The 21005-nt window shown below is 70.7% G+C and carries 18 protein-coding genes; 9 read left to right on the top strand and 9 right to left on the bottom strand.

All coding sequences use genetic code 11. From position 1 onward, the window contains the following. The 3 genes from K8F61_RS04860 to K8F61_RS04850 all read right to left on the bottom strand — a co-directional run bounded on the left by K8F61_RS04860 (position 1) and on the right by K8F61_RS04850 (position 3804). Positions 1 to 1149 (bottom strand): cystathionine gamma-synthase, encoded by a 1149-nt coding sequence (locus K8F61_RS04860; protein WP_231820867.1) that lies wholly within the window; start codon positions 1147 to 1149, stop codon positions 1 to 3. Beyond that, positions 1146 to 2135, bottom strand: coding sequence for a PLP-dependent cysteine synthase family protein (locus K8F61_RS04855; protein ID WP_219085780.1), 990 nt, complete (start codon positions 2133 to 2135; stop codon positions 1146 to 1148). The genes K8F61_RS04860 and K8F61_RS04855 overlap by 4 nt, the downstream gene beginning before the upstream one ends. 457 nt (positions 2136 to 2592) lie before the next feature. Then, the gene (locus K8F61_RS04850) at positions 2593 to 3804 is read right to left on the bottom strand and encodes an MFS transporter (protein WP_231820866.1); all 1212 of its coding nucleotides are present in this window, start codon (positions 3802 to 3804) and stop codon (positions 2593 to 2595) included. Positions 3805 to 3860: 56 nt separating this feature from the next. On the opposite strand from K8F61_RS04850, the gene K8F61_RS04845 reads away from it, so the two are divergent. After that, positions 3861 to 4541: a FadR/GntR family transcriptional regulator gene (locus K8F61_RS04845; RefSeq protein ID WP_231820865.1), complete on the top strand. Its 681-nt coding sequence runs from the start codon at positions 3861 to 3863 to the stop codon at positions 4539 to 4541. 510 nt (positions 4542 to 5051) lie between these two features. Here the strand turns inward: K8F61_RS04845 and glnA are convergent. After that, positions 5052 to 6476 (bottom strand): type I glutamate--ammonia ligase, encoded by a 1425-nt coding sequence (gene glnA, locus K8F61_RS04840; RefSeq protein ID WP_231820864.1) that lies wholly within the window; start codon positions 6474 to 6476, stop codon positions 5052 to 5054. Positions 6477 to 6598: 122 nt separating this feature from the next. On the opposite strand from glnA, the gene K8F61_RS04835 reads away from it, so the two are divergent. Then, positions 6599 to 7027, top strand: a complete 429-nt coding sequence (locus K8F61_RS04835; RefSeq protein WP_219085779.1) for an RDD family protein — start codon at positions 6599 to 6601, stop codon at positions 7025 to 7027. Between the two features lie 31 nt (positions 7028 to 7058). Beyond that, the gene (locus tag K8F61_RS04830) at positions 7059 to 7637 is read left to right on the top strand and encodes a GNAT family N-acetyltransferase (protein WP_231820863.1); all 579 of its coding nucleotides are present in this window, start codon (positions 7059 to 7061) and stop codon (positions 7635 to 7637) included. Here the strand turns inward: K8F61_RS04830 and K8F61_RS04825 are convergent. Further along, positions 7536 to 8030: an ATP-dependent zinc protease family protein gene (locus K8F61_RS04825; RefSeq protein ID WP_067243200.1), complete on the bottom strand. Its 495-nt coding sequence runs from the start codon at positions 8028 to 8030 to the stop codon at positions 7536 to 7538. The genes K8F61_RS04830 and K8F61_RS04825 overlap by 102 nt on opposite strands. 17 nt (positions 8031 to 8047) lie before the next feature. Between K8F61_RS04825 and K8F61_RS04820 the strand changes: the two genes are divergently transcribed. After that, positions 8048 to 9241, top strand: a complete 1194-nt coding sequence (locus K8F61_RS04820) for a RimK family alpha-L-glutamate ligase (RefSeq protein WP_067243201.1) — start codon at positions 8048 to 8050, stop codon at positions 9239 to 9241. Positions 9242 to 9304: 63 nt separating this feature from the next. Here K8F61_RS04820 and K8F61_RS04815 read toward each other — a convergent pair whose 3' ends face one another. Beyond that, entirely contained in the window at positions 9305 to 10015 is a 711-nt protein-coding gene (locus K8F61_RS04815; RefSeq protein ID WP_067243202.1) for a DUF4191 family protein, read from the bottom strand. A gap of 157 nt (positions 10016 to 10172) precedes the next feature. On the opposite strand from K8F61_RS04815, the gene K8F61_RS04810 reads away from it, so the two are divergent. Further along, on the top strand, positions 10173 to 11663 hold the full coding sequence (locus K8F61_RS04810) for a hypothetical protein (protein ID WP_231820862.1): 1491 nt from the start codon (positions 10173 to 10175) through the stop codon (positions 11661 to 11663). On the opposite strand, the gene sucB is transcribed toward K8F61_RS04810, so the two are convergent. The 3 genes from sucB to K8F61_RS04795 form a co-directional block, all read right to left on the bottom strand. After that, entirely contained in the window at positions 11648 to 13411 is a 1764-nt protein-coding gene (gene sucB, locus K8F61_RS04805) for a 2-oxoglutarate dehydrogenase, E2 component, dihydrolipoamide succinyltransferase (protein ID WP_231820861.1), read from the bottom strand. The two genes, K8F61_RS04810 and sucB, sit on opposite strands and share 16 nt — an antisense overlap. Positions 13412 to 13508: 97 nt before the next feature. Then, positions 13509 to 14882 (bottom strand): dihydrolipoyl dehydrogenase, encoded by a 1374-nt coding sequence (lpdA, locus tag K8F61_RS04800; RefSeq protein WP_231820860.1) that lies wholly within the window; start codon positions 14880 to 14882, stop codon positions 13509 to 13511. Next, positions 14879 to 16357 (bottom strand): leucyl aminopeptidase, encoded by a 1479-nt coding sequence (locus tag K8F61_RS04795; RefSeq protein ID WP_231820859.1) that lies wholly within the window; start codon positions 16355 to 16357, stop codon positions 14879 to 14881. Before K8F61_RS04795 ends, lpdA begins: the two co-directional genes overlap by 4 nt. A gap of 111 nt (positions 16358 to 16468) precedes the next feature. On the opposite strand from K8F61_RS04795, the gene K8F61_RS04790 reads away from it, so the two are divergent. The 4 genes from K8F61_RS04790 to K8F61_RS04775 all read left to right on the top strand — a co-directional run bounded on the left by K8F61_RS04790 (position 16469) and on the right by K8F61_RS04775 (position 21005). Further along, positions 16469 to 17395 carry a proteasome assembly chaperone family protein gene (locus K8F61_RS04790; RefSeq protein WP_231820858.1) on the top strand — a complete coding sequence of 309 codons (927 nt, stop codon included), beginning with the start codon at positions 16469 to 16471 and terminating at the stop codon, positions 17393 to 17395. A gap of 211 nt (positions 17396 to 17606) precedes the next feature. Continuing rightward, positions 17607 to 18920, top strand: a complete 1314-nt coding sequence (locus K8F61_RS04785) for an RNA polymerase sigma factor (RefSeq protein ID WP_219085414.1) — start codon at positions 17607 to 17609, stop codon at positions 18918 to 18920. Then, positions 18904 to 20235 (top strand): MurT ligase domain-containing protein, encoded by a 1332-nt coding sequence (locus tag K8F61_RS04780; RefSeq protein WP_231820857.1) that lies wholly within the window; start codon positions 18904 to 18906, stop codon positions 20233 to 20235. Before K8F61_RS04785 ends, K8F61_RS04780 begins: the two co-directional genes overlap by 17 nt. Further along, positions 20232 to 21005: a type 1 glutamine amidotransferase gene (locus K8F61_RS04775; protein ID WP_219085415.1), complete on the top strand. Its 774-nt coding sequence runs from the start codon at positions 20232 to 20234 to the stop codon at positions 21003 to 21005. The genes K8F61_RS04780 and K8F61_RS04775 overlap by 4 nt, the downstream gene beginning before the upstream one ends.

Raw genomic sequence — 21005 nt, 5'->3', positions numbered from 1 at the left:
TCAACGTAAAGCGCGCTCCAGGTCGGCGAGGAGATCCGACGGGTCCTCCAGCCCGACCGACAGCCGGACGACCTCCACGGGGACCGCGGCGTCGGTGCCGCGCACAGAGGCGTGCGTCATCGCATCGGGGTAGTTGACGAGCGATTCCACGCCGCCCAGCGACTCGGCCAGCTGGAACACACGGGTGGACTCCGCGAAGCGCCGGGCAGCCGCTCCGGACCCCAGCGCCACGGAGACGATCCCGCCGAAGCCGCTCATCTGACGCGCCGCCAGGTCGTGTCCGGGATGCGACGGCAGGCCCGGGTAGTAGACGCGTGCGATGCCGGGGTGGGCGTCCAGGAACTCGGCCACGGTCCGAGCGTTCTCGCCGTGCTGACGCATCCGCACCGGCAGCGTCTTGATCCCGCGCGTCGTCAGCCAGGCGTCGAACGGGCCGGACACGGCGCCCACGGCATACTGCAGGAAGCCGATCTCCGCGGCGAGTTCCTCATCGCGCAGCACAACGGCTCCGCCCACGACATCGGAATGTCCTCCGAGGTACTTGGTCGTGGAGTGGACGACCACGTCGGCGCCGAGGGTCAGCGGACGCTGGAGGGCCGGGGTCGCGAACGTGTTGTCGACCACGACCACCGATCCGGCGGCGTGGCCGATCTCCGCGAGGGCCGCGATGTCCGAGATCCGCAGCAGCGGGTTCGATGGCGTCTCCACCCAGAGCACGCGCGGGGGCCGGGCGGCGACCGCGTCGCGCACGGCGTCGAGCGAGCTCATGTCGACGACCTGCACGGTCACGCCCCAGGCGCCGAGGACCCGCGACAGAAGCCGGAAGGTTCCGCCGTACACGTCGTCGCCGAGCAGCACGTGGTCGCCCGGCTTCAGCACCGCCCGGAGCAGGGTGTCCTCCGCGGCCAGACCCGAGGCGAAGGAGAAAGCGTGCGTGCCGTCCTCCAGCGCGGCGAGCTGGGCCTGGAGCGCGTCCCTGGTGGGGTTGCCGCTGCGTCCGTACTCGTATCCCTGGCGGAGTCCGCCGATCCCGTCCTGGACGAACGTGGTCGACAGGTGCAGAGGCGGGATCACGGCCCCGGTCTGCGGATCGGCGGCCTGGCCCGCGTGGATGGCGGCCGTGGCGGTGTGGCGGGTTTCGATGATCATGCGCGGTCTCCTTCGGTGTGCGCGGGGCGCACGGCGAACCCGTGCCCGGTCATCCAGTCGTCGTCGAACACCCTGTCCAGGTAGCCGCGTCCGTGATCGGGGAGCAGCACGACGACGACGTCGTCGCTGGTCAGTCCCTCGGCCACCCGCAGCGCGGCGACCACGGCCATGCCGCTGGAACCTCCGACCAGCAGGCCCTCTTCCCTGGCGAGGCGGCGTGTCATCGCGAACGCCTCGGCATCGGAGACCCGTTCGTACCGGTCGACGACCGAGGCGTCGAAGGTGTCCGGGAGGAAGTCCTCGCCCACGCCCTCGACGAGGTAGGGGTGGATCGGGCCTCCGTCGGCGTAGATGGAGCCGTGGGGATCGGCGCCGATCACCTGCACCCGCCCGGCGCCGACCTCCTTCAGGTATCGGCCGGTTCCGCTGATGGTCCCCCCGGTCCCGATGCCGGCGACGAAATGCGTGACCCGGCCGTCGGTGTCGGACCAGATCTCCGGTCCGGTCGTCTCGTAGTGCGCCCGCGGGCCGTTCGGGTTCGCGAACTGGTTGGGGTGGAACGCGCCGGGGATCTCCCGGGCCAGTCGAGCGGCGACGGAGTAGTACGACTCGGGATGCTCCGGCGGCACCGAGGCGGGTGTCACGACGACGTCGGCCCCGTAGGCGCGCAGCGTCGCAACCTTGGCGCCGTCGAACTTGTCCGGGACGACGAACACCATCCGGTAGCCGCGTTGGACGGCGATCAGCGCGAGTCCCGCGCCCGTGTTGCCGCTCGTGGCCTCCACGATCGTCCCGCCCGGGCGGAGCAGCCCCTCGCGTTCCGCGGCGTCCACGATCGATCGCGCGATGCGGTCCTTGGCGGACCCACCGGGATTGAAGTACTCCGCCTTGGCGAGGACGGTTGCGGACAGTCCCGCGGTCACGGCGGACAGTCGGACGAGGGGAGTGGCGCCGACGAGGTCGGCGACGTGGGCGGCGTAGCGCACGGTGGGTTCCTGAACGGACGGGGCGCAGGGGTTGCGCGAAGTGGTCTGAGGTCGTCGAAGAGGCGCGGAACGCGCTCAGGAACGACAACGACAGGTCAGGGCCACGGGGAGATGCTATCCCGACGCCGGCGATGTCGTCCTCCCCGCCGAAACAATCGCCGTAACAAAGAACTCTCCGGCGGCCGCGAGTCAAACGACCGAGGCCGATCCCGGCGGATGTCGCGAGCGACGTCACGAGGGCCTGACTTCCGCAGGGCGATACGGGAGTCAGGCCCTCGAAGCAGGCCGTACGGAGGTTACACCCCGAGGTACAGCTCGTATCCGGCTGTGATGCTCAGAGGCCTCCGAGCGCGGCGACCTCTTCCGCGGCCGGCCCGACACGCGGGTCGACGCAGAAGGTGCAGAAGGTGATGAGTCCGTGGATGACCGAGCGGCCGCGTGATCTGCCCTCGGCACGTCACACATCGGCGCGGGCGGCGACGGGCGGCAGCGGGGAGGCACCCGGGCGCAGCGCGGTCGACAACCTGATACCGATCACGCCCTGCAGCACGGCGCCCGCGATCATGAACGTGACCACGGGCTGCCAGCTGCCCGCGGAGACCGCCGCCCAGCCCGAGGCGAGCGGACCGACTCCGCCGAGCAGATATCCCACCACCTGGGTAAGCGAGGAGACCCGGGCGACCTGCGCGGGCTCGTCGCCGATCGACGACAGCAGCGCGAGGGCAAACGGGAACCCGCTCATCCCGATCCCGATCAGTACGGCCCATGCCTCGGGCGCGGCGGTCGGCGCGAGCAGGAGCCCGGCGGCACCCGACACGGCGCACACGGTGGTGACGATCACGCCGACGACCCGCGAGGCGTGGCGACCGGCGGCGGGGACGATGAGCGCGGTGGCGGGCACGCCCACCGCCATCACGAGGCCGAGCATCAGCCCGGCTCGTCGTTCGTCGATGCCTCCCGCAGCCGCGATCTGCGGCAGCCAGCTGATGATGATGTAGCTGAGCATCGTCTGCAGGGCGAAGAACGCCAGCAGCGGGACAGTGCCCCGGGGCCAGCCGCGCGTCTTCGTCTCGGCAGCTCCTCCCGAGGCGGTCACGGCCGGATCGCCGACGCGACGCGGGGCCAGCAGCACCCAGAGCACGCCGGTGGCGAGCGCCGGCAGCGCCCAGAAAGCGAGGCTCGCCGTCGGTGCGCCGAGGCCCTCGGCCAGGGGCAGCGCCACGGCCGCGGCGATCGCCGCACCAAGCGCCATCGCGCTGGTGTACCCCGTGGTCGGGCCACGCCCGCGGTCGGCGAACCAGTCACGGATGATCGCGGGCAGCACGATATTGATCGCGGCGATTCCGGCCGCGGCGCAGATGGTCCCGATCAGAATGACCGTGCCGTGCGGAATCGCTCGCACGGCCAGACCTCCGGTGAGCAGTGTGAGCGCGATCCCGACGGTCGCGCGCACTCCCCGCCGCCGCAGCAGCGGAACCACGCCGATACCGGCAAAAGCGAACAAGAAGACGGGCACGCTCGCGACGAGCGTCGCTGACAGGTCGGACAGCGCCCCGGTCGCGCGCAGCTCTCCGAGAAGCGGGCTGGCACCGGTGATGCCGAGGCGGAGATTGAGCCCGAGGCAGAGCACGAGGAGGAACGGGGCGATGGGCCCCTGGCGGGACGACATGACTCACCAATCAGACGTTAGACGTTTAATGTTTGCGCGGTTGATATTATCGACGGATGACACTCCCCGCAATCCGCCGCACGAGCCTCGGCGACGAGGCGGCCTCGATGATCCGTGCGGAGGTCCTCTCGGGCCGATGGGCCGTGGGCATGCGGATCCCGGCCGAACCGGAACTGATGTCGCAGCTCGGAGTGTCGCGCGGCACGCTCCGCGAGGCGCTGCGGTCGCTGCAGTACGCGGGCCTGCTCGAGATCCGCCGAGGCGACGGCACGTACGTCCGGTCACGCAGCGAGATCGGCACCGCGTTGGCTCACGCACAGCCGCCGCTGGAACAGGTCCTCGAGGCGCGTGCCGTCATCGAGCCCGAGCTCGCCGGCCTCGCGGCGATGCGCGCCGACGACGCCGACATCGCTCGGATCCGTGCCGCATTGGAGGCGAAGCACGCGGCCGATGACGGTGAGTGGGCACGAGCCGATGCGGCGTTCCATGCGGCCGTCGCCGACGCCGCGCACAGCCCCGTGCTCGGAGAGGTGTATCAGGCACTCCTGCCGCACCTCAAGGAGTCAATGCACCGCGCGCTGAACCGGGAGGGCTTCCGTCGTAGGGAGCCGCGCGGACACGACGACGTGCTGGCCGCGATCCAGCGCCGCGACGCGCAGGCGGCCCGCGAGAGCGCACGGGCGAATCTCATCGCGACCGAGAGCTGGGCGATCGACGCTCCGGAGCCCCCGGCGTGAGGCGCCTCGCGCCGAAGCCCGGCTACGTCCTGCCACCGGATGTCCCGAGACGACGCCGAGACGTCAGTGCGGACGACGGCGCAGCCGCACTCGGCGCGTCGGTCGTCGACGGAGGCCGGCGGCTCGCGGTCGAGGGGGACGGTCCGGCGCGCCGATGACGCGCCTGCCGACCGGAGGGCAACGGACCCAGCGATCCGGAGCCCGCCGCGGCCGAGGGGGACGGCGAGCTACGCTTTCGATCCATTTCGTCAGCGCCCCTTCCGGGCAACCGACCCGGCGGCCGAGCCGCGTGTACAGCGGGGCCTTCCCGGTGCGTGCGGCGCCATGCGGCCCCGATGCGTGCGAGTGCGTTCCCCTGCGCAGCACGTGCAGGTGACCCAGCAGACGTCGGAGAACGTGGACATAGATGGACGCCGGTGGGTGGACAAGTCGACACGTCGGGTACGACAAAGCGCTCGGCTCCCTTGATTTCTCGCGGGAGCCGAGCGCTCACAGTGTCGTCAGCAGACGTCAGACTCCGAAGTAGAGCTCGAACTCGTACGGGTGCGGCCGCTGGGCCATCGGCAGGATCTCGTTGTTGTACTTGTAGTCGATCCAGGTCTGGATGAGCTCCTCCGTGAACACGCCGCCCTCGAGGAGGAAGTCGTGGTCATTGCGGAGCGCCTCGAGCGAGTCCAGCAGCGAGTTGGGCACCTGCGGGATGTTCTTGGCCTCCTCCGGCGGGAGCTCGTACAGGTCCTTGTCGATCGGCTCGAGCGGTTCGATGCGGTTGCGGATTCCGTCCAGGCCGGCCATGAGCTGCGCCGCGAACGCGAGGTAGGGGTTGCCCGAGGCGTCCGGCACCCGGAACTCGATGCGCTTGGCCTTGGGGTTCGATCCCGTCAGCGGGATGCGGATCGCGGCCGAGCGATTGCCCGCCGAGTACGCGAGGTTCACGGGGGCCTCGAAGTGCTTCACGAGACGGTGGTAGCTGTTCAGCGTGGGGTTGGTGAAGGCGAGGACCGCGTGCGCGTGCGCGAGGAGGCCGCCGATGTACCAGCGCGCAGTGTCGCTCAGCTGGCCGTAGCCGTTCTCGTCGAAGAACAGCGGCTTCCCGTCGAGCCACAGCGACTGGTGCGTGTGCATACCCGAGCCGTTGTCGCCGAAGAGCGGCTTCGGCATGAAGGTCACCGTCTTGTTCCACTCCTGCGCGGTGTTCTTGACGATGTACTTGAACTTCAGGATGTCGTCGGCCGCATGCACCATCGTGTCGAAGCGGTAGTTGATCTCCTGCTGCCCGGCCGTACCGACCTCGTGGTGCGAACGCTCGAGCGCGAATCCGGCGTCGATGAGACGCAGCGTGATGTCGTCGCGCAGGTCCGCGGTCTTGTCGACGGGGGAGACGGGGAAGTACCCGCCCTTGAACGGCGTCTTGTTGCCGAGGTTGCCGCCCTCCTCCTCACGGCCGGAGTTCCACGCGGCCTCCTCGGAGTCGACCTTGTAGAAGCTCTCCCCGGCCGTGATCGAGTACCGCACCTCGTCGAAGATGTAGAACTCCGCCTCGGGCGCGAAGTACGCGGTGTCGGCGATGCCGGTCGACGCCAGGTACTGCTCGGCCTTCTTGGCGACCTGGCGCGGGTCCTTGCTGTAGATCTCGCCGGTGCGCGGGTTGTAGATGTCGAACACCATGACGAGGGTGCTCGCCTCGCGGAACGGGTCGATGTACGCGGTGGTGACGTCGGGGATCAGCTGCATGTCCGACTCGTGGATGCTCGCGAACCCGCGGATGGACGAGCCGTCGAAGAGCTGGCCGTTGACGAAGAAGTCCTCGTCGACGGTCGAGGCCGGGATGTTGAAGTGCTGCTGCACGCCGGGCAGGTCGGTGAAACGGATGTCGAGGAACTTGACGTCGTTCTCGCGGATGTACGCAAGGACGTCTGCCGGATCGGTGAACATGCATCAACTCCTGAGGGAACGGGTGGGGCCGAGCGGCCTGTGAGCAGGCTACGGCGGCGGAATTTCCCGAGGGTGTCTGCCATGTTTCGGGCGTGTTACACGCCGTCGCCTAGGCTGGAGGAATGGCCGATCCTGTGCAGACCTACCCGGGTGAACGACTCGGTCTCCCCGCATCGGGCACCGGGAGCGTCGGCCGGATCGGGCGGCGGATCGCCGCACTCGCGATCGACTACGCCGCGGCGACCATCATCGCCATGGCCTTCTTCGGCTTCCGGCAGTTCGACCTCCCGCAGGAGGCGGGGCTGTCGCAGTTCGCGCCGCTCATGGTCTTCGCCGTGATGCAGATCCTCTTCATCCCGACGATCGGGGGGAGCCCCGGGCACCGCCTGGTGGGGCTTCGGCTCGTGATGCTCGGGGGAGGATGGACGGGCGTCTGGCGTCCGGTCGTCCGCACGCTCCTTCTTCTGCTGATCATCCCCGCCGTCGTCTGGGATCCGGATCAGCGCGGGCTCCATGACAAGGCGGTGGGCACGGTCCTGATCCGGGCGTGACGGCGCGAGCGGCGGATGCCACGATAGGCCGATGAGCATCGTCCTTCTCCGCGAGATGACCGCCGACGAGTTCGACCGCTGGCAGCGGGAGCTCGCCGAGGCGTACGCCGCCGAGCAGGTCTCCGCGGGCCGCTGGTCGCCGGAGGACGCCGTCGCGCGCGCTCGGGCGGAGAACGAGCAGGCGTTGCCCGCGGGGCCCTCGACGCCGCGGATGCTCGTTCGCACGGCGACGGATGAGGCAGGAGAGCCCGTGGGACGCGCCTGGGTCGGGCTCGACCATCCGCGGGGCGCTCCCGGGGTCGCGTTCCTGTACGACATCGAGGTCGTGCCGGGACGACGGGGAAGAGGCCTCGGACGAGCCCTCCTCGCCGCGGTCGAGCAGGAGGCGCACGCGCACGGCGCCGAAGCGCTGGAGCTGAACGTCTTCGGCGGGAACCGCGCCGCGATCGCGCTCTACCTCAGCGCGGGCTACGAGGTCTCGACCCAGCAGATGCGCAAGCCGCTGTCCTCAGGCGACGGGCGCGGCGCCTCGGTTCCGGCGGCGGAAGTCCTTCGGAGCCTTGCCGCCGAGGAAGGAACGGGCGGGGTCGATGACGAACCCCTGCCGTAGCGCCTCGCGCCCGATGAGCATGCGGAAGCCCATCTCCGCGCGGTTGCTGAGTGTGACCTCGGCCGTCACGCGGCGCCCGACGAGGAGCAGGTCCAGGAGGACGACGACGCGGCGCTGCGCGTGGCCCGACGAACTGCGGACGTCCCGTCGATCGAACACGGGGAGCTCGACCGGCACCAGCTCGTGAGCGCCCTGCCAGGGACGGACGTCGAAGCGGACCCACGGCTCGCCGTCGCGATCGAACTCGCGGATGTGCTGGGCGTGCAGCGAGGAGCTGCGCGCTCCGGTGTCGATCTTCGCCTTGATCCACGGGACTCCGACGTCCGGCAGGCTCACCCACTCGCGCCACCCCGTAAGGGTGGTTGAATGAGATGACCGATCCACAACGTCCATCCTGGCAGGAAATCTCAGTGAAGCTCGCCGTGCTCTCGCGCGCCCCTCAGGCCTACTCCACCCAGCGCCTCCGCGCCGCAGCCCTGCAACGCGGGCATCAGGTGAAGGTGCTCAACACCCTGAGATTCGCGATCGACCTGACCTCGGACGAACCCGACCTGCACTACCGGGGAAGACCGCTCAGCGACTACGACGCGATCCTGCCGCGGATCGGGAACTCCATCACCTACTTCGGCACGGCGGTGGTCCGTCAGTTCGAGCAGATGGACGTGTACACGCCGAACACCGCCAACGGCATCTCCAGTGCCCGGGACAAGCTCCGGGCCAACCAGATCCTCTCCCGCCACAACATCTCCATGCCCGCCACCGCGTTCGTGCGCAACCGCGCGGACGTCCGCCCGGCGATCGAGCGCGTGGGCGGAGCGCCCGTCGTCATCAAGCTGCTGGAGGGGACCCAGGGCATCGGCGTCATCCTCGCCCCGCAGGTCAAGGTGGCCGAGGCGATCATCGAGACGCTTCACTCGACCAAGCAGAACGTGCTGATCCAGAAGTTCATCGCGGAGAGCCGTGGGCGCGACATCCGTGCGCTCGTGGTGGGCGACCGGGTCGTCGCGGCGATGCGCCGTGTGGCCAACGGGGACGAGTTCCGCTCCAACGTGCATCGGGGAGGGACCGTGGAGCCGGTCACGCTGGACCCCGTCTACGAGCAGACCGCCGTCCGCTCCGCGCAGATCATGGGCCTGCGCGTGGCCGGGGTGGACATGCTGGAGGGCGAGCACGGTCCGCTCGTCATGGAGGTCAACTCCTCGCCCGGCCTGCAGGGGATCGAGGAGGCCACGAACCTCGACGTGGCGGGTGCGATCATCGACTACATCGCCGGGCAGGTCGCGTTCCCCGAGATCGACGTCCGGCAGCGGCTGACCGTCTCGACCGGGTACGGCGTCGCCGAGCTGCTCGTGCACGGCGGTGCCGACCTCGTCGGGAAGACGCTCGGAGAGTCCGGGCTGTGGGAGCGCGACATCACCGTGCTCACCCTGCATCGCGGGGTCTCGGTCATCCCCAATCCGCGAAAGCACCAGGTGCTGGAGGCCGAGGACCGGCTGCTGTGCTTCGGCAAGCTGGATGAGATGCGCTCGATGATCCCCGAGCGTCGGCGTCGGCGCGCCAAGGTGCGCAAGCTCCCCAAGGAGCCCCTGCCGCCCGTCTCATAGGCGGACACGCGGAAGCCCCGGCGCTCACGGAGCGGCCGGGGCTTCTGGGCTCGGGAGCCCGGGTCAGCGCGGACGAGGGGCGCGCGCCTTGAGCGGGTCGATGCCCTTCGGGATCGGAAGCGAGGACAACGACTGCGACACCGATTCCAGCCGCTTGATCACCGCCGCCATCGTCGCCTTGTCGATCGCCTTGGGGAGCTTCTTGATGGTCTTGGTGAGCTGGTCGATCGGGACCTCGTCCTCGCCGTGGCCCAGGTAGTACACGTTCACCGGGACGCCCTGGGCGACGCGCAGCGCCTTCGTGCGCTCCTCCTTGACCAGACGCGTGAGCCGTCCGCGCGCGCCTTCGCCCACCACGACGATGCCGCCGCGTCCGACCGCGCGGTACACCGCCTCCTGCGTCTTGGGGTTGACGCCGACGGGGGTGTCGGACGCCTGCCAGTTGCGCCCGAGGCTCGTGCTCAGCACGTGTCCGGCCGCCCCCGGCATGCCGTCGATCTTCTTGTACATCGCGCTCGTCGACAGCCGCGTCATGGTGAACATCGCACCGAGCACGCCGACCATCAGACCCGTGATGGCCCAGAGGATCAGCGACCAGATCTGGAAGGGCGGGATGAGATAGCCCACGATCAGCCCGACGAGCACGCCGGCGATCAGGATGGCGATGAGCAGCCACGGCAGCCAGGAGTACTCCTCCCGCGTGAAGCGGTAGAGCGACTTGATCTGGGAGAAGAAGCCCGGACGCTTCTCCGGCTGAGGACGACGATTTGCCATGCCTTCCAGCCTACCGATTCCGTCCGCCGGATCCTGCCCGTCTCGCGACGGGCGAACACGTCACCGTCGTCCTCCCCGAAGGACCGTCCACGTCGGGTTGTGCACCGATCGTGCCGGCGGGGGAGCGGCGGGGCCCGGGGTCGGCTCAGATGGGCACATGAGTCATCTCCGAGACGGCGAGTCCGAGGCGCTGCACCGGGCCCATCGCACCGTTCGCACCCTGAACCCCGGCGAGGGTCCCTTTCCCGGGCGCCTGGTCACGGACGCCCGGGAGGAGGTCCGGGTCTGCACGGACGCGGCGGGGCTCGTGGGATGGTCGGGGTGGCGGTACGCCGGCGCCGAGCACATCGTCGGCCCGGTCGATCTCGTGCGCCGGTCCGACGGTCATGACGTGCTCCTGCCGTGGTGCGTGCAGACGGTGGAGCAGGCGCTGCGCATGCGACGGGCGGGGGAGGCGCCGCTCGCCGCCGGCGAGACGACGACGCTGGTCGCGAGCGTGCTGCGCGGGCTCGTCGAAGCGGGCGAGGACACGCTGTCGGGCGGCTGGTGGCTGACGGCGGACGGGCGCCCGATGTTCGTGATCGGTCGGGGCTCTTCCATCGAGGAGGCGACGCGCGGCATCATCGATGCGCTCGCCTCGCAGACGCGTGACCGTACGCTCGGCCGCCTCCTCCAGCGGATCGGCGAAGGTCTCGGCGATGATCGGCGCCGCCTGCCGCACCGTGCCGGCGGGTGGGAGCGGGAGCTGCTGGAGCTTGCTGCGCCGAAGCCGCTCGGCGGCGCCGCCACACAGCCGCCGACACCGGTACGGGCACGCGAACTCCGGCGGGTCGTGGAAGAGGATGCCGGCGCGCGATCCCTTGTCGCGGAGGACCACGCCTTCCCGAGCCGGTCACGCCGTCCGCGGCTCCGCTTCCTGCGGCGAGCGTCGGACGAGCTCGGCGCGGGAACCTGGCCCGCGCGGAGCGAGCGCACCGTATCGTCGAGGCTCTCCGGCGTGTTCCTGCGTCCGGTCGGCGCACGGATGTGGAGCGCGCTCCGGAGGCTGCGAGGGGCGCGCCCGGCATCGCCGCCGGCCGCGTCGGCACCGGAACGGCGATGGCGCCGTCCGGTCCTCGCGGCCGGCGCGGTGGCCGTGGCCGTGTCGGCGGCCGGGATGCTGTGGCCGAGCGCGCCCTCTGTCGGAGGGACGGAGCCGCCCCCGGAGGCGTCGACGCCGAGCGGGAACGCGGCGAGTTCGGTCCCGGGGGCGTCGCCCGCCGCAGATGCCGAGAAGAGTCTCGTCGTCGCCTCGCCGAGCCCGATGCCGGAGGAGACGGCCTCGCCTCTCGACGCGGTCCCTGCGCTTCTGAGCGCTGCGGAGGCCTGTGAGGCGACGGAGCAGGCGGACGCCTGCGCAGGGGCCTGGGTCCCCGAGCTCCGGGACACGGGGAGCCCAGGTGCCGGCAGGGCGATCGCCGTGGACGGCGACGCCGTGCTCATCGAAGACTACGGCGATGTCGCCGCCGTCCGGCTCGATCGCGAGGGAGGCGCTTCGCAGATGCTCGTCCTCGTGCGCACAGACGACGGATGGCGGATCCGCGACGCCTATGACGTCGGGGATCCGCCATCCGAAGAGGCTGGACCGGAGGGTCAGACTCCGAGCTGAGCCGAGAAGTCCGCCGCCTCGAGGCGAGCCTTGACCGCGCCGAGGAAGCGCGCCGCGTCGGCGCCGTCGATGATCCGGTGGTCGTACGAGATCGCCAGGAACACGTAGGAGCGCACGGCGATCGCGTCCACGCCGTCCACCGTCACGACGCCGGGGCGCTTGAACACGGTACCGGTGCCGAGGATCGCGGACTGCGGGAGGAACACCAGCGGGGTGTCGAAGAGCGCGCCGCGCGAGCCGGTGTTCGTCACCGTGAAGGTGCCGCCGGCCAGCTCGTCGGGCTTCAGCTTGTTGTCGCGCGTACGGGCCGCGAGATCCGCGATCTCATGGGCGAGCTGGGCGAGGTTCTTCGACGCCGCGTCACGGACGACCGGCGTGAGCAGTCCGCGCTCGGTGTCGACCGCGATCGAGATGTTCTCGGTGGCCGGGTAGACGATGTTGTCGCCGTCGACCGTCGCGTTGATGATCGGGAACGACTGCAGGGCCTCCGCCGCGGCGAGCGTGAAGAAGGGCAGGAACGACAGCTTGTCGCCCGTCTTCTGCTGGAAGGACCCCTTCACACTGTCGCGGTAGGCGGCCAGCGCGGTGACGTCCACCTCGACGAACGTCGTCAACTGTGCCGTCTGCTGCATGGACGCAACGGCGCGCTCGACGACCACCTTCCGCAGGCGGGTCATCTTCTGCGTCGTGCCGCGCAGCGGCGAGACCTCGCGCGGCGCCGGTGCCGCTGCCGCTGGTGCTGCGGCGGCGGCCGGGGCGCTCTGGGCGGCGTTGAGCACGTCCTCCTTGCGGATGCGCCCGCCGACGCCGGTCCCGGTGACGGTGGCCAGGTCCACACCCTGCTGGGCGGCCAGACGGCGCACGAGCGGGGTGACGTAGAGCTTCTCTCCGTCGGCGTCGGCGGTTGCCGCGGGGGCGGCAGGTGCGGTCTGCGGTGCCGGGGCGGCGGGAGCCGCCTGCGGGGCGGGAGCCGCGGGGGCGGCCTGCGGTGCCGGGGCGGCGGGAGCCGCCTGCGGGGCGGGGGCCGCCGGAGCCGCCTGCGGGGCGGGCGTCTCGGGAGCGGCCTGCGGAGCCGGGGCAGCCTCGGCGGCGGGGGCTGCGGGCGCACCGCTGCCGACGCGGGCGAGGACGGCGCCGACCTCGACGGTCTCGTCCTCGGCGGCGAGGATCTCCTGCAGCACGCCGGCGACCGGCGAGGGGATCTCGGTGTCGACCTTGTCGGTGGAGATCTCCAGCAGGGCCTCATCGACCTCGACCGTGTCGCCGACCTGCTTGAGCCAGCGCGTGACCGTGCCCTCCGTGACGCTCTCGCCGAGCTCCGGGAGGCGGACGTCCGTCGCATCGCCGGCGGGGGCCGCGGCGGCAGGAGCCTCCGCAGCGGGAGCCTCCTGTGCGGGAGCGGCCTGCTCAGGGGCGGCCTGCTCAGGTGCGACCGCCTCGGCCACCTCGGATGCGGACTCGGCCTCGGCGGGTGCGGCCGCGGGGGCGTCGTCGGAGGAGGACGACCCGGACCCGTCGCCGATGCGGGCGAGGACGGCGCCGACCTCGACGGTCTCGTCCTCGGCGGCGAGGATCTCCTCGAGCACGCCGGACACCGGCGAGGGGATCTCGGTGTCGACCTTGTCGGTCGAGATCTCCAGCAGCCCCTCGTCGGCCTGCACGGTGTCGCCGACCTGCTTGAGCCAGCGGGTGACCGTACCCTCGGTGACGCTCTCTCCGAGAGCGGGGAGGACCACGGATGTGCTCATGACGGGATCTCCTTCAGGAAGTTCGTGATGGTGTTCAGCTTAGTGGCCGTGGCGTGGCTCCGGCCGGACAAGATTTCCACAATGCGCAATTTCTTTTTCACAATGCGTGCAGCGGCTTTCCGGCGAGGGCGAGGAAGGCCTCGCCCAGCGCTTCGCTCTGCGTCGGGTGGGCGTGGATCAGCGGGGCGATGTCCTCGGGGTGGGCCTCCCACGCGACGGCGAGTTGTCCCTCGGTGATGAGCTCTCCCACGCGGTCTCCGAGCAGGTGGACTCCGAGGACCGGGCCGTCCTTCTGACGGACGACCTTCACCAGGCCGCCGGTGCCGATGATCTCGCTCTTGCCGTTTCCGGCGAGGTTGTACTCGTAGGCGACCACCTGGTCAGCGCCGTGCGCGTCCACGGCCGCGGCCTCGGTGAGCCCCACCGACGCGAGCTCCGGGTGCGAATAGGTGACGCGGGGGATCTGGCTCTCCGGAACGGGCGCGGGGGAGAGGCCGGCGATGCGCTCGGCGACCGCGATCCCCTGCAGGAAGCCCCGATGCGCGAGCTGGAGCCCGGGGACGATGTCCCCCACGGCCCACACGTGCGGCACGGCCGTGCGCAGCTCCGCGTCGGTGAGCACGAAGCCCCGGTCGAGCTCGATCCCCGCCTCGGCGAAGCCGAGCCCGTCGGTGGCCGGTCCGCGCCCGACGGCGACGAGGAGATAGTCGCCGGTGAAGGTCTTCCCGTCCTCGAGGGTGACCGTGACGGAGGAGTCGTCCTGGACGGCGCTCTGGAAGCGCACACCGAGCGAGGAGGTGATCCCCCGGCGGCGGTACGCGCGCTCCAGTCCCTTGCTCAGGGCGATGTCCTCGTTGGGCGCGAGGTGCGGGAGGGCTTCGACGATGGTCACATCGGCGCCGAACGAGCGCCAGACGCTCGCGAACTCCACGCCGATGACGCCCCCGCCCAGGATGATCACGCGACCGGGCACCTCGTCGAGCGCGAGCGCCTGCTCGCTCGTGATGATGCGGCCGCCGATCTCCAGCCCGGGAAGGGTTCGGCTGTACGAGCCCGTGGCGAGGACGACGTCCGTGCCGGTGTAGACGTCGTCCCCGACGCCCACCGTGCGGTCCGGGAGCAGGCGCCCCTCGCCGGAGACCACGGTGATCCCGCGTGCCGAGATGAGCCCTTCGAGTCCCTTGTGCTTCTTGGCGACGATGCCCTCGCGGTACCCGCGGACGCCGGCGGCGTCGATGCCCTGGAAGGAAGCCGAGACCCCGTAGGCGGAGGCGTCGCGGACGTTGTCCGCGATCTCCGCGGCGTGCAGCAGCGCCTTGGTCGGGATGCAGCCGCGGTGCAGGCACGTGCCCCCGACCTTGTCCTTCTCGATCAGCGCGACCGTCTTGCCGAGCTCGGCCGCGCGCAGCGCCGCGGCGTACCCGCCGCTGCCGCCGCCGAGCACGACGACGTCGAAGCTCCCGCCGGTCATGCGTCGGCTCCGCCCGCGCGCTTCTCGGCGAAGGCGATGAGCGTGCGGACCATTGCCCCCGTCGCGCCCTTGTCCGTGTAGCCGTAGGGGCCGCCCTTGTGCTCGGACGAACCGGCGATGTCCAGGTGCGCCCAGGGGATCCGCGGTGCGTCGTCGGCGTCTGAGGTGCGTCCCACGAACCGTCGGAGGAAGAGGCCCGCGAACAGCGACCCGCCCGCCGGATCCCCGATCTTGGCGTTCACGAGGTCGGCGATGGGCGACTTCAGGTCGTCCTCCATATGGTCGGGAAGCGGCATCGGCCAGGCCTGCTCTCCGGTGGCGGAAGCGGCGGCGAGGACCTCCTCGACGGTCGGGTCGTCGCCGAAGACGCCGGTGTGCCGCATCCCGAGGGCGACGATGATCGCGCCGGTGAGCGTCGCCACGTCGATGATGACGTCCGGGGTCTCGCGGCTGGCGGCGACGAGCCCGTCGCCGAGGACCAGGCGGCCCTCCGCGTCGGTGTTCAGGACCTCGACGGTGGTGCCCCCGGCGAGTCGGAGCACGTCCCCGGGGCGGGTGGCGCGTCCCGACGGCATGTTGTCCGCGATGCAGAGCCACGCGGTGACGCGCACGGGGAGGGCGAGCGCGGCGACCGCGCGGACGACCGCGAGGACGCTGGCGGCGCCGGCCATGTCGAACTTCATGCCGACCATGCTGGCCGCGGGCTTGAGCGAGAGCCCGCCGGTGTCGAAGGTGATGCCCTTGCCGACCAGGGCGATGTGGGAGGCCGCATCGGCGGGGGAGTAGTCCAGTCGTACGAGCCGGGGCGGGCGGTCCGAGCCCTGGCCCACCCCGAGGATGCCGCCGAAGCCCTCGTCGGCGAGACGGTCCTCGTCCCAGACCTCGGCGGTGATGCCGAGACCGTCAACGGCCTGGACCGCACGGTCGGCGAGATCGGACGGGCCCATCCACTGGGCCGGCGTGGTGATCAGGTCCTTGGTCAGCGCGACGGCGTCCGCCATGATGCCGGCCCGAGCCACGGCCGCGTCGGAGATGTCCGCGTGCAGGATCACGGTCCCGGCGCGGCGGGGCTCGTCCGAGGACCGGTAGTCGTCGAAGCGATAGGCACCGAGCAGCGCGCCCTCGGCCGCCGCCTCCGCGAAGGGCAGGAGCGCGTCGGGCAGGAGCACCGAGACGCGGTCGAACCCGGTCAGGGAGCGCAGCCCCGCGCCGACCGCCTCGCGCACGCGCTGCGCGTCGGGGTCCGGGCCGGCGCTGACCACCGCGAGCGGCAGGTCGGTGATGTCCGGCGCGGCGACGCGCAGATAGGAGTTGACCGGAGCCTTGTGACCGACCGCCTCCAGAGGGGCGATCACGGCCTCGAACGGAGCGAGGGAGGCGGCGGTGTCGGGGATGCCGGGAACGACGAGCACGACCGCTTCCGCGTTCGCATCCGCCGGAGCACCTTGTGAGAGCTCGAGCGCAGGAGACGTCATGCGTCCATCCTAGGCTCGCGCGCCGAGCCGACCGCGTGCGGCCCCGGCTCTGCGTGTTCGCTCTCAGCGGTCATCGGACCCGCCCGTCGGCACGGCTCGTAGCATGGGAGCATGCCCTTCTCCGGTGAACTCTCCGAACGCGTCGCCAGCGCCCCGGCCGTGCCCGACGGCCTGCCGTTGATCGTTCTGCTGACCGGATTCACCGACGCGGGATCCGCGGTGTCCGGTCTGATCGACCACCTCCAGGAGACCACGTCTCCCCAGCCGCTGGTGGTCTTCGACAACGACCTCCTCCTCGACTACCGGGCCCGTCGGCCGATCATCACCTTCGATCAGGATCACCTGACCGGGTTCCGCCCGTCCCGGCTGGAGCTCTCCCTGGCGCACGACGCTCTCGGGCAGCAGTTCCTCCTGCTCTCCGGATACGAGCCGGACTTCCTGTGGAACGCCTTCTCCGACGCGGTCCAGGACCTGGCGGCCGAATACGGGGCGAGCAGCGTGACCTGGGCGCACTCCATCGCCATGCCGGTGCCGCACACCCGCCCGTTCGGCACCACGGTCAGCGGCACGCGCAGCGACCTGATCGCGGCGCACTCCGTGTGGCGTCCCCGCACGCAGGTCCCCGCAACGGTCGGCCACCTCCTCGAGTACCGCTTCGCGCAGAGCGGCGCCCGCGTCGCCGGGTTCGTGCTGCTGGTTCCCCATTACCTCGCCGACACCGAGCACCCCGGCGCCGTCCTCGCGGTGGCCGACCGGCTGATGACGGCGACCGGTCTCGTCCTGACCACGGACGGCCTCCATGAGAAGGAGTCCGAGTATCTCGCGCGAGTCGACGAGCAGGTGCAGGGCAACGACGAGCTGCGGCAGATGATCAGCACGCTCGAGCAGCGTCACGACGCGTACATGGCGGGCCTGTCCGTGGAGATGGGCGGAGGGTTCGCCGAGGGGACCCTGCCCAGCGCGGACGAGCTGGCGGCCGAGCTGGAGCGCTTCCTCGCCTCCCGGCCGACCGACGAGGATCGCGGTGGCCTGAGCTGATCACCGGCCCCGCATCCGCCCCGTTCCGGCCGCGGCGGCGAAGTTCCACGGAGATCCGTCGAATCGGGCGCGATCGCTCTGAGGATGTGCAATACTGGAGGACCGACCCGTTGTCAACCATTCATCGTGCGCGATGTGAGGACTTGACAAGGGTCTTACTAGTGTCCGAAATGGCCCGGGGTGCCCGCGCAGCCCCCGTGAAAGGCGAAACGTGACGACTGCCACGAAGAAGAACGCACGGACGACGAAGAGCACGGCGACCGCAGCGGACGAGACCGTCGACGAGACGGTCGCCGACGAGACCGCGACCACGAAGGCCGGGGCGCCCAAGACGGCGAAGAAGACGTCGGGCGCGGCCACCTCGACCGCGAAGAGCGGTGGGCGGAAGAAGAAGTCCGACGAGGACGACGAGCCCGTCGACGAGGACATCGAGATCCCCGAGGACGACGCCAAGGCCGGCGCCTCGGAGACCGACGCCGCCGCGGAGGCGGACGGGGACGACGAGGACGGCAAGAAGCCCGCGTTCAGCGAGCCGCTGCCGACGGGCGCCATCGTGCTGTCCTCGAGCGACGAGGATGACGTCCCGGTCTACTCGACCCAGATCACGGGCGCCACGGCGGACCCGGTCAAGGACTACCTGAAGCAGATCGGCAAGGTCGCGCTCCTGAACGCGGCCGAAGAGGTCGAGCTCGCGATGCGGATCGAGGCGGGCCTGTTCGCCGAGGAGAAGCTGTCGACCATGTCGGCGGCGGAGAAGTCGAGCCAGCTGGGTCTCGACCTGCAGTGGGTCGCCCGCGACGGCCAGCGCGCGAAGAGCCATCTCCTCGGTGCGAACCTGCGCCTGGTGGTCTCGCTCGCCAAGCGCTACACCGGACGAGGCATGCAGTTCCTGGACCTGATCCAGGAGGGCAACCTCGGCCTCATCCGCGCGGTGGAGAAGTTCGACTACACCAAGGGCTTCAAGTTCTCCACCTACGCCACGTGGTGGATCCGCCAGGCGATCACGCGCGCCATGGCGGACCAGGCCCGCACCATCCGCATCCCGGTGCACATGGTCGAGGTCATCAACAAGCTCGCCCGCGTCCAGCGCCAGATGCTGCAGGACCTCGGTCGCGAACCCACTCCGGAAGAGCTCTCCAAGGAGCTCGACATGACTCCGGAGAAGGTCATCGAGGTGCAGAAGTACGGGCGCGAGCCCATCTCCCTGCACACGCCGCTCGGCGAGGACGGGGACAGCGAGTTCGGTGACCTGATCGAGGACACCGAAGCGGTGGTCCCGGCCGACGCGGTGGGCTTCACCATGCTGCAGCGGCAGCTCGAGCAGCTGCTCGACTCGCTGTCGGAGCGCGAGGCGGGTGTCATCCGCATGCGATTCGGGCTCGGTGACGGGCAGCCGAAGACGCTGGACCAGATCGGGGACACGTTCGGGGTGACGCGAGAGCGCATCCGTCAGATCGAGTCGAAGACCATGGCCAAGCTCCGGCACCCCAGCCGGTCGCAGTCGCTGCGTGACTACCTTGAGTGAGGCGCGACCGCCGCACGCACGCACACCCGGGCTCCGCTACGTCTTTCCCGTCGCGGCAGGAAAGCTCGCTCGGTTCGCCACGCGCCTGCGCGGGGGCGGCTCGGCGTTCCCGGGGTACCTGACGAACCGTCTGGCGCCCTCGTTGCTGCCGACGCTCGCGGGGCAGTTCCCGCACGGCGTCGTCTTCGTCCTGGGCTCCAACGGCAAGACCACCACGACGCACATGGTCAGCGAGGTGCTGCGCGCGCACGGGCTCACGGTGTTCACGAACCCGACGGGAGCCAACCTCCCGCAGGGCGTGACGAGCGCGCTGCTCGCGGATGCGACCCTCACCGGTCGTGTGCGCGCGGACGTCGCCGTGCTCGAGGTGGATGAGGGGTACGCGGCGGATCTCGCCGATCTGCTCTCGCCGTCCGTGATCCTGTCGCTGAACGTGCAGGTCGACCAGCTCTACCGGTTCTACGAGACCGAGCGCGTGGCGGACATGATGCTCGAGGCGTCGACGCGCGCGTCGTCCCACGTCGTGGTGAACCGGGACGACCCGTACCTCAGCAAGATCGACGTCGACGCGATGCGCGGCGAGGTGTCCTTCTTCGGCGTGGCGCCGGAGATCATCGCCGCGTCCGCGCACGGGCTTGCGAACGCGGACGACACCCGCAGCGGCGAGGCCGGGGCCCTCGGGCACCGGGCCTTCGCCGAGGTGACGGCGGTGGACGGACGCGCGGTGACGGTGTCGGTCGACGGCTCCGCCGTGGACATCACCCTTCCGGCCAAGGGCCTCCACTACGCGGCGGACGCCGCAGCCGCCCTCACGGTGGCCGCGCGGGTCCTGGGCTCGTCGTTCGCGGCGGACGCGGCCGCCGACGGCTTCGCGCGGATGGCTCCGGCGTACGGCCGCGGCGAGGTGATCCCGCTGCGCGGCGCCGCCGACGGCGAGCAGGTCGAGTTCGTGATGTTCAAGAACGCACCGAGCCTGCAGATGAACCTGGACGCGCTGGACGGCGCTCCGGAGCGTCTGCTGCTCGCGATCGACGAGGGCACGCCCGATGTCTCGTGGCTCTACGACGTGGACCTCGACGTCCTGGACCATGTCGACGTCGTCACCGGCGAGAAGGCCTATCAGCTGGCCCTGCGGCTCGAGCACGCGGGAATCCCGATGGGGCTCGTCGAGCCGGACATGGAGAAGGCCGTGGCGCACATGCGGTCTCTTCCCGACACGGCGTCGGGACGTCAGACCTGGTTCGTGAACTACGAGCTCATGATGATCGGGCGCCGGATCCTCGGTCACGGCGACCAGGAGGTGGCACGACGATGAGCGAGACCCCGGCTGCGGAGACGATCCGCATCGTGCAGCTCTACCCGCGCGAGCTCGGCGTGACCGGAGACCGCGGCAACGTGCGTGCTCTCGAGACCCGCCTGCAGCGCGCGGGCCATGATGTCGAGGTCCTTCACGCCGGGATCGGGGATCCGACCCCCGAGAGCCCGGACGCGATCGTGATCGGCAACGGTCCGCTGTCGGCGATGCGCATCGTCGCCGACGATCTGCGCGCACGCCGCGACGAGCTCGCCCGTGCGCTGCAGGACGACGTCCCCGTCCTCGCCGTCGGCGGCGGGGCGGAGCTGCTGTCGGCAGGGGTCACCCTGCTGGACGGCGAGGTGCTCGACGGCCTCGGCCTGTTGCCGTTCCGGGTGGAACGGACGCGTGAGCGCCGCGTCGGCTACATCATCGCCGAGACCGCCGACGGCCCGCTGATCGGGTTCGAGGACCACGCGTCGACCTGGCGCCTCGACGACGGGGCGCAGCCCTACGGCACGGTGCGCGCGGGCAAGGGGTCGTTCCCGCACGCGGGCGGGACGGGGGAGGCGGTGCGCGCCGGCAGCGCGTTCGCGACGAACGTCCAGGGACCGGTCCTCCCGCTGAACCCGCGGTTCGCCGACGCCATCCTCTCGATGGTCGTGGATCGGCGAGGCCTCCATTACGCGACGGGCGACGCGCATGCCGCCCTGGATGAGCTCGCGGCGGGCGCCAGGGCCGCGATCGAGAAGAACGTCGACGGCGAGGTCTTCACGTACATGCAGGTGTGA

It is taken from the genome of Microbacterium resistens, from assembly GCF_021172025.1.
Classification (GTDB): Bacteria; Actinomycetota; Actinomycetes; order Actinomycetales; family Microbacteriaceae; genus Microbacterium; species Microbacterium resistens.
The sequence above is the reverse complement of the archived record's forward strand: the minus strand, read 5'-3'. Positions and strand labels throughout refer to the sequence as shown.